The sequence below is a fragment of the Rubritalea sp. genome (genome assembly GCF_051252225.1).
GTDB lineage: Bacteria > Verrucomicrobiota > Verrucomicrobiia > Verrucomicrobiales > Akkermansiaceae > Rubritalea.
Genome location: NZ_JBPOGE010000010.1, coordinates 53,371 through 66,492, shown reverse-complemented (window position 1 = coordinate 66,492; position 13,122 = coordinate 53,371). Strand labels below are relative to the sequence as shown.

Sequence of the window (13,122 nt, the reverse complement as noted above, 5' to 3'; positions counted from 1 at the left end):
CGTGAGCGGTCGCTACAGGGCTAAAAAAAGAAAAAACCACAGCTGCTGAGCAACTGCGGTTTTTTGGAAAGGAACCAGAGTGTTCCGGGTTCGGAGTAGCGGATTAACGCTTGGAGAACTGGAAGCGTTTGCGTGCGCCTGGCTGTCCAGCTTTCTTACGTTCCTTCATGCGCGGGTCGCGGCGAAGGAAGAGAGCAGCTTTGAGTGCCGGGCGGAGTTCTGCGTCGTGTTCAACGAGAGCGCGGGAGATCGCGAGGCGAATCGCGCCAACCTGTCCGTTGAGTCCACCACCTTTAGCTGTAGCCTTTACGTCAAACTTGTTGAGAAGGTTAGCAACTAGGAATGGTGCGAGAACTGCGTTCTGCTGTGTGAGTGTTGGGAAGTATTCTTCGAATGGACGCTTGTTAATAGTGATTTGTCCAGTGCCTTCGGAGATCCATGCGTGTGCAATGGCGTTCTTGCGACGGCCAGTTGCGGAAATTACGTTTGCTTCGCTCATAATGTAAAAATGTTTATAATTGAGAATTAAGCAACTTCAAATGACTCAGGATTCTGAGCGCCGTGTGGGTGCTCTGTGCCTTTGTATACGTGAAGCTTCTTGTAGACAGCGCTACCGAGTCTGTTGTGTGGGATCATGCCCTTAACTGCGCGTTCAACGAGAAGTTCTGGGTGACGCTCACGGACTTTCTTAGGAGTCTCAATCTTCTGGTTACCAACGTAGCCAGTGTAAGCTGTGTAGATTTTCTGAGTTTCTTTGTTGCCTGTGAGGACAACTTTCTCAGCGTTGATGATGATGACGTTGTCACCTGTATCAACGTGTGGAGTGAAGATAGGCTTGTGCTTGCCGCGAAGAAGTACTGCGGCCTCGCGTGCGACTTGACCGAGCACCTTGTCTGCTGCGTCGATCACATACCATTTGCGCTCTACGTCTTGAGCTTTGGCTGAAAATGTTTTCATGTTTGCTAAAATTCTGGTTCCTTGATGTTTCCTTACGCCCAAATACGGCGTGAGAGCCCGTAGGTCGGGAAAGGGCGGGCAAACTAGGAGTCACATCGGCAAGTGTCAATCAGAATCTCGATGGAATCCGCGCTTTTCTTTTAGTGAGATGGTATTTGGCTGTATATGAAGAGTTTCCATATGTTGGGGGACTAGAGCCGAGGATTGAACTTGGTTGATCGCATGAGGCAATGTTAGCACAGGGTATGCAACAAGTTCCTTGGAAGAGTTTGATCCCGAATGGTGGGCGAGTTTTTATCGGAGGAGGCGCGATGGTTCCCTTTGCGCTAGTTGATAGCTTGCTGGCCGAGCATGAGCATTTTCAAGATGTCGAGCTGTTGCATATCCACACATTGGGAGATTTACCGTGGGTGGAGCGGCGCTACGAGGGGAGCTTCAGAACCAATAGTTTCTTTCTTTCACGCGCGATGTCGGAGGCTGTGGAGGGTGGCTGGGCAGATTACACTCCTTGTCCGACCTTTGAGATTCCCAGGCTCTTTCGTAGTGGTGTGATAAGCCTAGATGCAGTTTTGATACAAGTGAGCCCCCCCGATGCTAATGGTTTTGTTTCGACGGGACTGAGTGCTGACGTGATTTACTCGGCAGTGAGATCTGCGAAGAAAGTGATAGCACAAATAAATAGCCATGTTCCATGCACCTTTGGTGATACTCAGATTCCGCTGAGCATGATCGATCATTATATTGAGCATGATGAGAAGCTGCCTGAAATCGAACCTTGGGAATATAAAGATCACCATAAGAAAATTGCAAATTATGCTGCACAGCTGATTGATGACGGGGCTTGTCTGCAGGTGAGTATGGGAAATAGTCCGCAGGCTGTGCTACACGCTCTCAAAGGGCATAGTCGTCTCGGGATTCATACTGGATGTTTTACGGATGCTATGATGGATCTCGTAAAGGCTGGAGTGGTGGACAATAGTTGGAAAAGCTACCATCAAGGAGTGAGTGTGGCGAGTCACTACCTAGGTACGCAGGAGCTCTATGACTTTGTGGACGAGAATCCTGACATTGAGCTGCATAAGAGTGAATGGACGAATGATCCGCACCGGATTGCTAAGAACCGAAGAATGGTTTCGATTAATGGAGCGCGTGAAATTGATCTCACTGGGCAGGTGGTGCGCGATTCTCGAGGTCATCGATTTTATGGAGGCATCGGCGCGACTCAGGATTTTATTCGCGGTGCTGCGATGAGTAAGAATGGCCGGCCGATTATCGCTTTAGCGTCGCGCGATAGTGACGGATCTAGCCGAATAGTGACGGGGTTGACCTCTGGAAGTGGCGTGTGTAGCTCGCGTGGAGATGTGCATTATGTGGTGACTGAGTATGGAGTGGCAAACCTGGTGGGGCAGACAATTCGCCAGCGGGTATTGAGGCTGGTTGAAATTGCTCACCCAGATGCGCGCGAGTCTCTACTCGTGGGGGCGCGCATGCAGAAATGGATTCCTGAGATTTTTGGCTTTAATCCCAAAGGCATTCACGACTCCGATGCGGGGATAGATAGTCAGCGCGTGCAGTTCGATAGTATTCAATACCTATCGCGGCCATTACACCCGAGTGATGTCCGAGCTCTGCAGCAATTTTTCTACGCCCAAGATGAGGAGACAATCCGCTTACGTTATGGGCAGGCTATCCCGACCTTAGATGAGGGTGCAGCCTATCGTATGGCATCGGTGGATCAGTCACACGATCTCGCAATTGGCATGTTTTATCGGAATGATCACTGCGAGCTGCTGCGTGCGGTGGGTCGTTTTTATCTAGATAAAAGTGGGGAGACCGCAGAGGTGGCATTTTTGGTACATGAAAAGGCGAGGCGAAAGGGAATCGCTAACTATTTACTCTCCGAGATTGCTAAAATAGCGCACGATCGTGGTGTGAAGACCTTTTGGGCATCGGTGCAAAAGCGTAATGAAGCGATGGTTAAACTCTTCATGAGCCGCGGAGCTGAGCGTGAACGTATCTTCGGGGAGGATAGTGATGAGTTTACGATGGATGTGGCGGCTTTAGTGAAGCAGGCGGAAGCTTGGGAGAAAAAGCAGAAGTCCCGGAAGTCAAAAAAGAAAAAGGTGGCAGCTAAAGCGGTGAAGAGAGCCAAGGTGAAAAAGAAAAAGGTAGCACTATGGAGCTCTGATGAGCTGCTGAAGCATAATCCTGACCCTAATCACCCTGAGTCACCCGCTCGTTATCAAGCCGTACTTGATGTCTTGGATGAGAAATTTCCGAAGCTGAATCGGCTTGATGACCGTATGGCGTCTGTTGCGGAGGTGACCTTGGTGCATTCAGCGCATTACCACGACATTGTAAAAATGGATGTCGAGAATTTTGCTGAGCAATTACGTACTGGCGATACCGCTATCAGTGAAGACTCATATGATGCAGCGGTGCTTTCCACGGGTGGAGTGCTGAATGCTGTGGATGAAGTGATGAAGGGGGATGCCTCGAGAGCCTTTTGCGCGGTGCGCCCTCCTGGGCACCATGCATCCGAAGATTTGGGAATGGGCTTCTGTATTTTCAATCACGTAGCAATCGCGGCACGCTATGTGCAGCAGGAATATGGAATTGAACGTGTGGCTATCTTGGACTGGGATGTCCACTGCGGAAACGGAACTCAGTCGATCTTTTATTCGGATCCCAGTGTGTTATATTTCTCAACTCATCAAGACGGTCTTTTCTATACAGGAGGCAAAGCTGAGGAGATGGGGGAGGGTGCCGCGAAGGGATTCACTGTGAATGTGCCGCTACCAGCTGGGGCGGGAGATACTGAGATCTTGGAAGCATGGGGGAACCCGCTGAAAGAGAGACTGAAGGAGTTTCAGCCGGAGTTGATTCTATTGTCAGCTGGCTTTGATGCTGCCGATGGAGATCCGCTAGCCGAAATGCGCGTCAGTGTGGATGGCTTTGGCAAGCTTACGAAGCTGGTAACAAAGTATGCTGACAAATTCTGTGTGGGACGAGTAGTCTCAGTGTTAGAAGGTGGTTATGAGCCGCCATTACTGGCGGAGTGCGTGGAGGCACATGTGAGTAAGCTTTAGAAGTGAGCTGTTAGTGGATGAAGATAATCCACAAAACGTAGGCTATTAAAGCGTATAGAAACACTTTAGCTGGCATTGTCATGTAGCTGGGTGTTGGCAGCCATTTCCACACAGTACCTTTTTTGAGAGACGATAAGCCGAGAGCTCCGATTTTTTTCGGCATGACTTCACAATGGGTACTTTTGCCTTCAGTGCCTAGTAAGATGATCAAAGGGTAGAGTGAGGGAAGTGGGTTTACTTTTTTTAGGGCGTCATCACCTCGCATCATGACATCTAAAAAGAAGATGGAGTTACCTTTTGAGTATTGAGGAGGGACTATACGGCGACGGCTCTCTGTGTAGTTTTCGTCAGAAAAAACAGAGTCAATATATTGCTTGAAATCACTCTGGTCATCCTCCTTATGACGCGAGCCGTTGATTCGGTCGGCAAATTGATTGAGTTGGTTTAATCCCTCGGGGGTAAAGTCGGTAGAGCCTAAAGCGAGAGCTGAACCCGTTTCTTTAGGGTTTTGGAGAATTGAATTACGCATCAGCACAACTCCAAGCATAGGGACTCCTGAGTCGGCTACGGTAGTAGCCTTTTGTCTCTGCTTGTTAATGATGATCTGTAGGGCCGCTAGATTAGAAGGGCTCCACCATTTGAGGAGCTTCTTATTGATACTTCTTTTTACGTAGATTCTAAAACGATGACTTTTCGCATAGCTGTTGAAGGATTTTCTGAGCCGCTTTGTGAGTAGCTGAATAGCGGGGCTATGATCTGTCATATTAATCTATTGATCAGGTTGGGATTAGCCTCTTAGGGAATGCCACGTACGAGTGTCAGGGCTTTCTAATACTGATATGTTCGCGTCATCTAACTGAAAATCGGAGACGATTTTTTCTAGTAAGATGATGGACGCAACGGCGTCGTAGAGGGCGTCGTGCCAAGTTTTTTCTGAAACCAGCTCTGTGACTTTTTCTTCGAGGTCGAGTGCTTTACAGAGGTCACCGAGTGAATGGGATGGGAGCTCTGGCCACGCTGCGCGGGAGAGTTGAAGGGTGTCGATCCATGGGCCGAATCCGTGGCCGGGGAAGGCATGAAGGAAGCGTTTTTCGGTGCCGTGGCCGTGGGCGACTACGGCTTTGTTTTTGAGGCGTCGCTTAATGCTTGGCCAGAGCAGCATGAGTTTTGGCGCGTCGCGTAAGTCATCGTGAGTGATGCCATGGACTTTTTGTGCAGACCATGTGATGTCTTGCTCAGTGTGGATGTAGGAAATCCAGCTGTCAGTCACTCCATCAGCCAGGCTCCAAGTGCATGTGCCGATCTGGACTGGAGCATCGGTTTTGCCGGGAGCGGTGCCAGCTGACTCAAAGTCGATAGCGGTGAAGATGGTCTCGGAAAGTTTCAAGTGTGTCGTCTAAAGTTGGTAGTGATTTGAAAACCTGATTGAAATCTGATTAATTGGCAGTTTTCAAAACCCATAAGATGAAACTGCTGGGGAAGGGGCTTTTCGCTGTGATGGTGTCGCTGTTTTCCTCAGAGGATAGAGTAAATGCAAGACCTGATTTGGAGCTGTTGAGTTGTGCTGCTGCAGCCGAAATCTGAAACTTTTTTGCAAGGAAGCTTGGGTTGTCGGTCCATCGTTCTTTGAGTGAGAGCTTGTAAAAATGGTGGAATCCTTCGACTGCTCGCTTGGAGACGTATAGCTTACATGAGCTATCTAGGGGGAGGCTTTCCCATGTTTCAATAAACTCTGGGTCGAGCGCAAGTGAGTCTTTCTCTGAGGCGAGTCTTTTTAACATGTCCGCACTGCTGGCGATCGTTGTGCTGTCTTCTTGAGTGTTAAAGGCTATTACTGGAAGGTAGCCAGCGATGGCCTCTGAGAAGTAAGCGGGGAGGGTGAAGAGCGATCCTGATTCAGTAGTGACTCTGGTGAAGAGTGCATTACGCGTCTGCATGTAATGCTGGACTATTTGTTCAAATTGCTCGCAGCACCCATCTATGCGGAGGGCGAAATGAGGGTATCCGATATTCTCTTTGCCAAGTGGGAGTTGTCGCGTGTCGTCAAAGTCGATACACAGCTGGAGTGTGGTGTGTTTGTTTTGTAGTAAATTGCTGAGCTCCACGCCGCCGATTTTCATGCCCAAGATCTCATTCGCTTCATCTTCTCGGCCAAAGGCGCGATGGTATTCTAGGATGAGCTCATGAAGAGCTGTGAGGTCGAGTGAAGCTTGCAGAGCTATATCTGTAGATTGAGGCGCGAAGAAGGTTTTATTAGATGGGGGAGCTAAGAGTTTGAATATACCATGGTGTTCGCGCGTGAGCGTGATTTCACTCAGCCATGTGTCATCGACCATGAGATTCGATTGGCTCGCAGATTTGACTCCACTGAATCCTAGATTTTGAAAAACGTTGTCAGCAGTCTGATTATTCCCCGTAAGCGTAGTGAGCTGCTGTTTAACCTGTTTTAAGTAGGGCTCGACTGCTATTTCCGAGGAGGGCGGCAGGTGCGATTCAGCGAGGAGCTGAATAGAAAAAAGTAGGGATATGAGGCAGAGGATACGCATCGAGCTGGGTGTATTATTACGCGTGTGCAGTTTCTGTCAGTTGAAATTTACGAGAAGTGTTATTTCGTGGGCATTGTGCTGCATTTCTCACTTGCAAGTTAGAGTTCCGAGCGCATTCTCTCCGCGTGAATCAACTGCCTGTCAAACCTGGTCTCGAAGAGTTTCGAACGCTTTCTGAGCGTGGAAATGTCGTTCCTGTGTATGCTCAGCTAGCTGCCGACTTTGAGACTCCTGTCTCCGCTTATTTGAAGATAGCGGATGAAAATGGAGCATTCTTGTTGGAAAGCGCTGAAAGTACTGACGCTGGTGGTCGCTATTCCTTTGTAGGATCTGCACCCCGCGCCGTGTTCAAAGCATATGGAAAAGAGATAGAGTGGCATGTGGGCAATGAAGTCCAATTTTTATCAGCTGAAAATGACGTGCTTGAAGAGCTCGAGAAGTTGATGGCCCAGTACAAGCCTGTGACCCATGGCGATGCTCCACCGTTCTACGGGGGGATGGTCGGTTACTTAGGTTACGATGCTGTGCAGCAGTTTGAACCAACGATCACACAAGTGCCAGAGGACGATCTCGGTTTACCTGACGCTGTGTTCATGCTGGCGGATACCATGTTGGTGTTCGACCAAAAGTTACGTCGCATGTTAGTAGTGTCTAACGCCTTGTTAGATGATTTCGAGACAGTGGATGAAGCATACGCTGATGCTAAGGCTAAGATCCAAGTGTTACTCGATAAGCTCGACGAGCCTGTACATGTGGCTCCGCTCAATGGACTAGTGGATTATCCGCAGCCAGAAGTGAAGAGCAATACGACTCAAGCTGAGTACGAGGAGATGGTGGTGCACGCGAAGGAATACATTGCCGCTGGTGATGCGTTTCAAGTGGTGCCAAGCCAACGGTTCGAGGCTGACTACACTGGTTCACCAGTGAACCTCTATCGTGCATTGCGTCATGTGAATCCGTCACCTTACATGTTTATTTTACAGCTCGAGGGCTTCTCTCTTGTTGGTAGCTCTCCTGAAGTCCACGTGCGCTCAGTTAAAGGGCGTATCGACATCCGACCGATTGCGGGAACGCGTTGGAGAGGGAAAAGCGAGGAAGAAGATGATGCTCTGGCGGCAGATCTGTTAGCTGACAAAAAGGAATGCGCAGAGCACCTAATGTTAGTGGATCTTGCCCGCAACGACGTGGGGCGTATTGCTAAACATGGAAGTGTTACGGTGGACGATTTCATGATCGTTGAGCGCTACAGTCATGTGATGCACATCGTTTCCAATGTGCACGGAGATTTAGCTGATGGTCACAGCGCGTATGACGTGCTTCGCTCTACGTTCCCAGCAGGGACTGTGAGTGGGGCTCCGAAAATCCGTGCGATGCAGATCATTAACGAGCTCGAAAAAAATAAGCGCTGCACTTACTCTGGAGCAGTAGGCTATTTCGGCTGGGACGGTAGCCATGACGGCTGTATTACGCTGCGGACGTGCTTGGTGAAAGACGAGAAAGTCTACGTGCAAGCAGGCGCTGGTGTGGTGGCGGATAGTAATCCGACCTATGAATTTGAAGAAACGTGCAACAAGGCGCTGGGAATGCTCCGCGCAGTGGAGCTCGCCAAGACCATTGAAGAATAGAAGGACACATTATGCTTTTAGTAATCGATAACTACGACTCCTTCACCTACAACCTCGTCCAGTATTTTGGCGAGCTAGGTCAAGAAATGAAGGTTGTTCGCAATGACAAGTTCAGCATCGCTGACATTGAAGAACTCGCACCGACGCATATCTGTATTTCTCCAGGTCCATGTAGCCCGACTGAAGCGGGAATAAGCTGCGAAGTGATTGAACATTTCGCGGGTAAAATTCCAATCTTTGGCGTGTGCCTCGGTCATCAGTCGATCGGCCAGGTATTCGGTGGTGATGTGATTCGTGCCGAGCAGCTGATGCACGGCAAAACTTCTAAAGTATTTCATGAAGGCAAAAGTGTCTTCAAGGGAATCCCAAGCCCATTCACAGCGACGCGCTACCACTCACTTATCGTGAAGCGCGAGACGCTTCCTGATTGCTTAGAAATTACAGCAGAGACGGAAGACGGAGTCATCATGGGGCTACGGCACAAGGAAATGGAAATCCATGGTGTGCAGTTTCACCCAGAGTCGATCTTGACCGAGCATGGCAAAGTGATGCTTCAGAACTTTTTAGATATTTAGTTGTTCTATGGCGAGTTCTTCTTCACCGCGAAATACACGAAAGTGGCGAAAGAGAGGGATGGTTGTTTCTTGCTAGCAGAAGCTAGAGGCTTATGTTTTGTTCTGTGAAACCGAGAGTTTTATAGAGTAAAATTTTTCGAACATTTCGCGTATTTCGCGGTAGAATAGTATCATTGTCACTTTTACTTACAGATATCCAAAAAGCACTACCTGACTCGGGTCTCCGAGAGGGGACGCAGTGGTTGTTTTCTCCAAAGCCTTTTGTTCTAACAAAGCAAGAAGCGCGCAAGGTTGAGTCGCTAGGGCATGTGTTAGCCAAGTTTCAGAGCGCAAGTGATGTGCTCTACCAGCGCTCGGCCATGGGCCGTGTGCCTCGGTGGATATCCGAGGTGTTAGATGCAGGGAAGCCTGAGTGGATAGTCGAGCAGCAACGTGAGACTGCATTGCGCGGGGCGCTTCCAAGAGTGATTCGACCAGATCTCATCCTCACTGAAAATGGTTTTGCTCTGACCGAGCTCGACAGTGTTCCAGGTGGAATGGGGATCACTACATGGCTAAGTAATCTCTATGCGGATGCTGGCTTTGACATTCTAGGTGGACGCGATGGTGTTCCTGAAGGATTTAAGAAACTGATGCCCGAGGGCGGGCGCATTTTAGTGTCTGAAGAAAGTGCGGATTACCGACCAGAGATGGAATGGTTAGCGCGGCAGTTGGGGGAGGAATTCCGTGTGGAAACAGCAGAGAGTGCAGAAGCGACGGATGAGGATGCGTATCGTTTTTTCGAGTGGTTTGACTGGGAGAATATTTCTGCTGCGAAAGAGTTAGCAGCTCAGACTGGTTTGACTTCGCCGTGTAAACCTCACCTTGAGGAAAAGCTTTGGCTCGCATTGCTCTGGACGCCGGCTCTCAAAGGGCTTTGGCAAGAGGCGATGCGTGGAAAGCATCTTGAGCGCTTAAAGGAAATCGTGCCTTTCGGCTGGATGATGGATCCACAGGAATTACCACCGCATGCGGCATTGCCGAGACTTGGGGTGAATAGCTGGAGTGATGTGGCTGAGTTTAGCCAGAAGGAGCGTAGGTTAGTAGTGAAGGTGAGCGGTTTTAGTGAGTTGGCTTGGGGGTCCAAGAGCGTGCAAATCGGTCATGACATGCCGCGTGACGAATGGGCGGCTGCAATAGAGCGAGCCACGAGTGAGTTTGACCACCAGCCGTGGGTGATGCAGGAGTATCACGCGGGGCGCATTGTCGAACATCCGTATTTTGATTCTGAAACGGGAGAGGAAAAGCTGATGCAGGGACGTGTGCGACTCTGTCCTTATTATTTCACAGATAAAAGTGGCGAAACTAAACTTGGTGGTACGCTGGCAACGATTGTCCCTGCGGATAAGAAGAAAATTCACGGGATGAAGGACGGAATTTTAGTTCCTTGTGTAGTCGAGGATTAGAGATCGATCACAAAGCCACCTGGATTGGTTACCGCTTGGGCGATATCGATATTCACCCATCTTAGAGCGTAGCGCGGACCCCAGGAGTCACTCACTGCAATTTCGTTGGTGGCCTCATTATAGCCGATGATGAGGCAAATGTGGTGGTTAGTGTAGTTGAGCTCAAAGCTTTCTCTTAGTTGCTCTGCTTCTTCGCTGGTAGTTTCAGCCCATGCGCTGAAGTCAGTAATGCTCTCTCTTTCTTTAGTGCGTTTATTAGCGATCTTGTTGTATTCATCAAGGCTGCGCATTTGCCAAAGGACAGGGACCCCTTTATCGATGTATTTTTTAACAGTACGTATTTTGAGGTCTTTTTTAAGGTCGAGATCTTTAATTCTGCGTGCTTTACTACGGATGATTCTCTTTGCGCTATCAGCTAGTAATGACGTGTTTGTTCCTCCTTCTGGCTGGGTGGCTGCGGTAGCAAGCAGGTACATGTCTGCTGGGACGAGCATATAGCGCATAGCTCGCTCGAAAGTAGCTGGCGCACAGTAGCCTTTAGGCCCTTGGTTCACCATTGGGATGTTTTTAATTACCGTGTCACCATTTTCTTCATTCACTACATTGGCCGCGACGACGTTTCTTAGATCAGAGTCTTTAACGAAGTCGACCTTACCTTCGTTATCTGCAATAGGTTTTGGCACAACGAGTAAGCTGGTGTATTCTAGGTCTTCTTCTGATAGAATGAAGGAATGCTCACCATAATCCCATCTGAGTACTCGGCGTTTATCCTCTTTTTCGCCGTAGTATTGCTCTACTGATTCGCCAAGTGCTTTGGTGAGTGTTTGAGTAATGATATTAGCATCAAGCTCAATAGCATCATTCAATGACGCAGGAAGCACTTCGTCTGGGTGAATTTTCTTAAAGTGGTCTTCCCCCATTCCTAGTTTACTGCCGTAGTCGCCTTTGTTGGCAAATACGAGGGAGAGGTGGCTGGGGTTGCCTACTGCATCGCCATACAGCACAGCAGAATAGGGGTGCGTTCCTAAAAATGTGTAGGTCTTTGGTGGGTAGTAACGATAGCTACTGGACTGGGCTGATGTAGATTCATTCGGCCACTTTAGCCTCTTGGCGACATCTGTAGCGGATTGTTCCCACAGTGGGAGGTTGGTGTCGAAGAGTGGATGGCTGATGGCGGTGTTGATCGCGGATAGAGTCTGATCTACTTCAGAGTTCTTTGCTTTCAGGTATTTATCCGCGTTGGCAAGTGAGTCACTGGTGAACGATGCTGTGGGGGAGGTGAACTTTTTGCCGCTTTTAATTTCAAAGGTGATTTTACCGTCAACTATGGAATGCACTTTTACAGGTAAGCTCTTACCAGAGGATTTCTGTGTGATTTCCACCCATTCGGAAGACCAAGCGGGTACAGAAAGGGCGAAGAACAGAATGACTAAAATACGGTGGGGCATAAGATGAGAGTTAGTTTGAGGGGTGGCACGAGAGTTAAGTTAAATGGCTTTAAGTTAATATCCAGAGTCATGTAAGAAAAAAGGCAGCGCTCCGAGTGGAGGCTGCCTTTTGATAAATTGTAAATGTAGTGAGCTGTTTACGCTACGGTAGCGTACTTGGCGTCGACGTAGCCGAGAACGAGGGCTTCGAGAGCTTCGTTTTTGAGGCGGTCGATAACTTCCACTGAGAAGCCGCGAGCGATGAGCAAGCGTGCTTGTTTCGGGTGGACACCACGTGCCTGGAGGTAGAAGATTTCTTCGTCGCTAATGGCTGAAGCTGTGGAACCATGTGAACATTTCACTTGGTCGGCATTGATCTGAAGACCAGGCATGGAGCTCGCCTCAGTGGTGTCATCCATGAGGAGGTTACGGCATGTCTGGTAGGCATCAGTGAAATGCGCGCCTTCGTCCACAGCGATGAGTCCAGAGAAGACGGTCTTGGCTTTGCCGAAGAGCGTGTTCTTGTAAAGGAGGTCACTGTAGGTGTGTGGTGCCGCGTGATGCTGGAAAGTACGCTGATCGTATTTCTGCTCGCCCGAAGGAAGATTGATGGAAAGCATGTCAGAGTTTGCGCCTTTGCCATTGAGAATGGAAAGGGACTCGTTACGTGCCCATGCAGCACCGACGTTGAGCGTGAATGCTTTTGCGTTCGCATCACGTTCGACTGTGGTGTTGTTGATCTGAATAATCTTGGAGCTGAGGTTGAGATCCTGGATAGCAGAGTAGTTTAGTTGAGATCCATTTCCTGCGATGAGATCGTTCATAGCGATGACTAAACCAGTGGTTTCGCCAGCGTTTTTGAAGTAGTCAACGACTGTCACCTTCGCGTTATCTTCAGTGATGATGAGAGTGTGCGGGAAGATTGCAGATTTGTCACCAGCCACGATGTGATACACTTCGATTGGCTTCTCAACTTCGACACCTTTCGGTACGTATACGAAAAGTCCGTTTGAGAGGTGCGCTTTATGGAGTGCAGCAAACTTGGCTGAACCGAGTTTTGTGTCGCCCTTCATGAAGTATTTCTCAACGAGCTCGCCGTGCTGTTGGAGAGCGTCTTCGAGTGGAAGACAGATCACACCTTCAGGGAGATCAGCTTCAGCGTGGACGAGTGCGTCGTTTGCGAAGAGGAACTGTGCGGATGTTTCGTCGAGTCCCGAGATCTGGACGTCGATATCTACCGAGTCAGCAAATGCTGCAGGAGTGAAGCTATCGAAGTCGAGCTGCTTGAGCTCACCGAAGCGCCATGACTCGTTCTTGCGAGATGGCATTGGTGTGTCGAGGTATGTCTGCCAAGCCGCATTTTGTGCATCAGCAAACCATTGTGGCGCGTCAGTCAGCGTGGATGGCTGTTCAGCCGTGATGCTTGGTAATTCTAAAGTAGTCATAGGTAATTCTTAA

11 protein-coding genes are annotated in these 13,122 nt (G+C 49.2%); 4 read left to right on the top strand and 7 right to left on the bottom strand.

The features are described from left to right. Positions 1–103 precede the first annotated feature (103 nt). Together rpsI and rplM are read right to left on the bottom strand one after the other, a co-directional pair. Positions 104–499, bottom strand: coding sequence for a 30S ribosomal protein S9 (gene rpsI, locus ACSHX2_RS10735; RefSeq protein ID WP_435692947.1), 396 nt, complete (start codon positions 497–499; stop codon positions 104–106). A 26-nt stretch (positions 500–525) separates the two neighbouring features. Continuing rightward, entirely contained in the window at positions 526–957 is a 432-nt protein-coding gene (gene rplM / locus ACSHX2_RS10730; protein ID WP_435692946.1) for a 50S ribosomal protein L13, read from the bottom strand. Positions 958–1,187: 230 nt separating this feature from the next. Between rplM and ACSHX2_RS10725 the strand changes: the two genes are divergently transcribed. Continuing rightward, on the top strand, positions 1,188–4,046 hold the full coding sequence (locus ACSHX2_RS10725; protein ID WP_435692945.1) for a GNAT family N-acetyltransferase: 2,859 nt from the start codon (positions 1,188–1,190) through the stop codon (positions 4,044–4,046). A gap of 10 nt (positions 4,047–4,056) precedes the next feature. On the opposite strand, the gene ACSHX2_RS10720 is transcribed toward ACSHX2_RS10725, so the two are convergent. The 3 genes from ACSHX2_RS10720 to ACSHX2_RS10710 are packed head-to-tail and all read right to left on the bottom strand — an operon-like array spanning position 4,057 to position 6,592. Then, positions 4,057–4,809: a hypothetical protein gene (locus ACSHX2_RS10720; protein WP_435692944.1), complete on the bottom strand. Its 753-nt coding sequence runs from the start codon at positions 4,807–4,809 to the stop codon at positions 4,057–4,059. A gap of 24 nt (positions 4,810–4,833) precedes the next feature. Continuing rightward, a complete protein-coding gene (locus ACSHX2_RS10715) occupies positions 4,834–5,433 on the bottom strand; it encodes a 3'-5' exonuclease (protein WP_435692943.1) in 600 nt (199 codons plus the stop codon). Between the two features lie 49 nt (positions 5,434–5,482). Further along, the gene (locus ACSHX2_RS10710) at positions 5,483–6,592 is read right to left on the bottom strand and encodes a hypothetical protein (RefSeq protein ID WP_435692942.1); all 1,110 of its coding nucleotides are present in this window, start codon (positions 6,590–6,592) and stop codon (positions 5,483–5,485) included. Positions 6,593–6,717: 125 nt separating this feature from the next. Between ACSHX2_RS10710 and trpE the strand changes: the two genes are divergently transcribed. From trpE to ACSHX2_RS10695, 3 genes are all read left to right on the top strand, one after another. Then, complete coding sequence (trpE, locus tag ACSHX2_RS10705) at positions 6,718–8,217, top strand: anthranilate synthase component I (protein WP_435692941.1); 1,500 nt, start codon at positions 6,718–6,720, stop codon at positions 8,215–8,217. Positions 8,218–8,228: 11 nt separating this feature from the next. Next, positions 8,229–8,792 carry an aminodeoxychorismate/anthranilate synthase component II gene (gene pabA / locus ACSHX2_RS10700; protein ID WP_435692940.1) on the top strand — a complete coding sequence of 188 codons (564 nt, stop codon included), beginning with the start codon at positions 8,229–8,231 and terminating at the stop codon, positions 8,790–8,792. Positions 8,793–8,965: 173 nt separating this feature from the next. After that, on the top strand, positions 8,966–10,237 hold the full coding sequence (locus ACSHX2_RS10695; protein ID WP_435692939.1) for a hypothetical protein: 1,272 nt from the start codon (positions 8,966–8,968) through the stop codon (positions 10,235–10,237). On the opposite strand, the gene ACSHX2_RS10690 is transcribed toward ACSHX2_RS10695, so the two are convergent. Further along, positions 10,234–11,685 carry a C39 family peptidase gene (locus tag ACSHX2_RS10690; RefSeq protein WP_435692938.1) on the bottom strand — a complete coding sequence of 484 codons (1,452 nt, stop codon included), beginning with the start codon at positions 11,683–11,685 and terminating at the stop codon, positions 10,234–10,236. The two genes, ACSHX2_RS10695 and ACSHX2_RS10690, sit on opposite strands and share 4 nt — an antisense overlap. Before the next feature lie 137 nt (positions 11,686–11,822). Then, positions 11,823–13,109 carry a Fe-S cluster assembly protein SufD gene (gene sufD, locus ACSHX2_RS10685; RefSeq protein WP_435692937.1) on the bottom strand — a complete coding sequence of 429 codons (1,287 nt, stop codon included), beginning with the start codon at positions 13,107–13,109 and terminating at the stop codon, positions 11,823–11,825. Positions 13,110–13,122: the final 13 nt, after the last annotated feature.

Excerpts from the sequence above, each read along its gene's own strand:
- rpsI (WP_435692947.1), bottom strand. The coding sequence starts at position 499 with ATGAGCGAAGCAAACGTAATTTCCGCAACTGGCCGTCGCAAGAACGCC.
- rplM (WP_435692946.1), bottom strand. The coding sequence starts at position 957 with ATGAAAACATTTTCAGCCAAAGCTCAAGACGTAGAGCGCAAATGGTAT.
- ACSHX2_RS10725 (WP_435692945.1), top strand. The coding sequence starts at position 1,188 with ATGTTAGCACAGGGTATGCAACAAGTTCCTTGGAAGAGTTTGATCCCG.
- ACSHX2_RS10720 (WP_435692944.1), bottom strand. The coding sequence starts at position 4,809 with ATGACAGATCATAGCCCCGCTATTCAGCTACTCACAAAGCGGCTCAGA.
- ACSHX2_RS10710 (WP_435692942.1), bottom strand. The coding sequence starts at position 6,592 with ATGCGTATCCTCTGCCTCATATCCCTACTTTTTTCTATTCAGCTCCTC.
- pabA (WP_435692940.1), top strand. The coding sequence starts at position 8,229 with ATGCTTTTAGTAATCGATAACTACGACTCCTTCACCTACAACCTCGTC.
- ACSHX2_RS10690 (WP_435692938.1), bottom strand. The coding sequence starts at position 11,685 with ATGCCCCACCGTATTTTAGTCATTCTGTTCTTCGCCCTTTCTGTACCC.
- sufD (WP_435692937.1), bottom strand. The coding sequence starts at position 13,109 with ATGACTACTTTAGAATTACCAAGCATCACGGCTGAACAGCCATCCACG.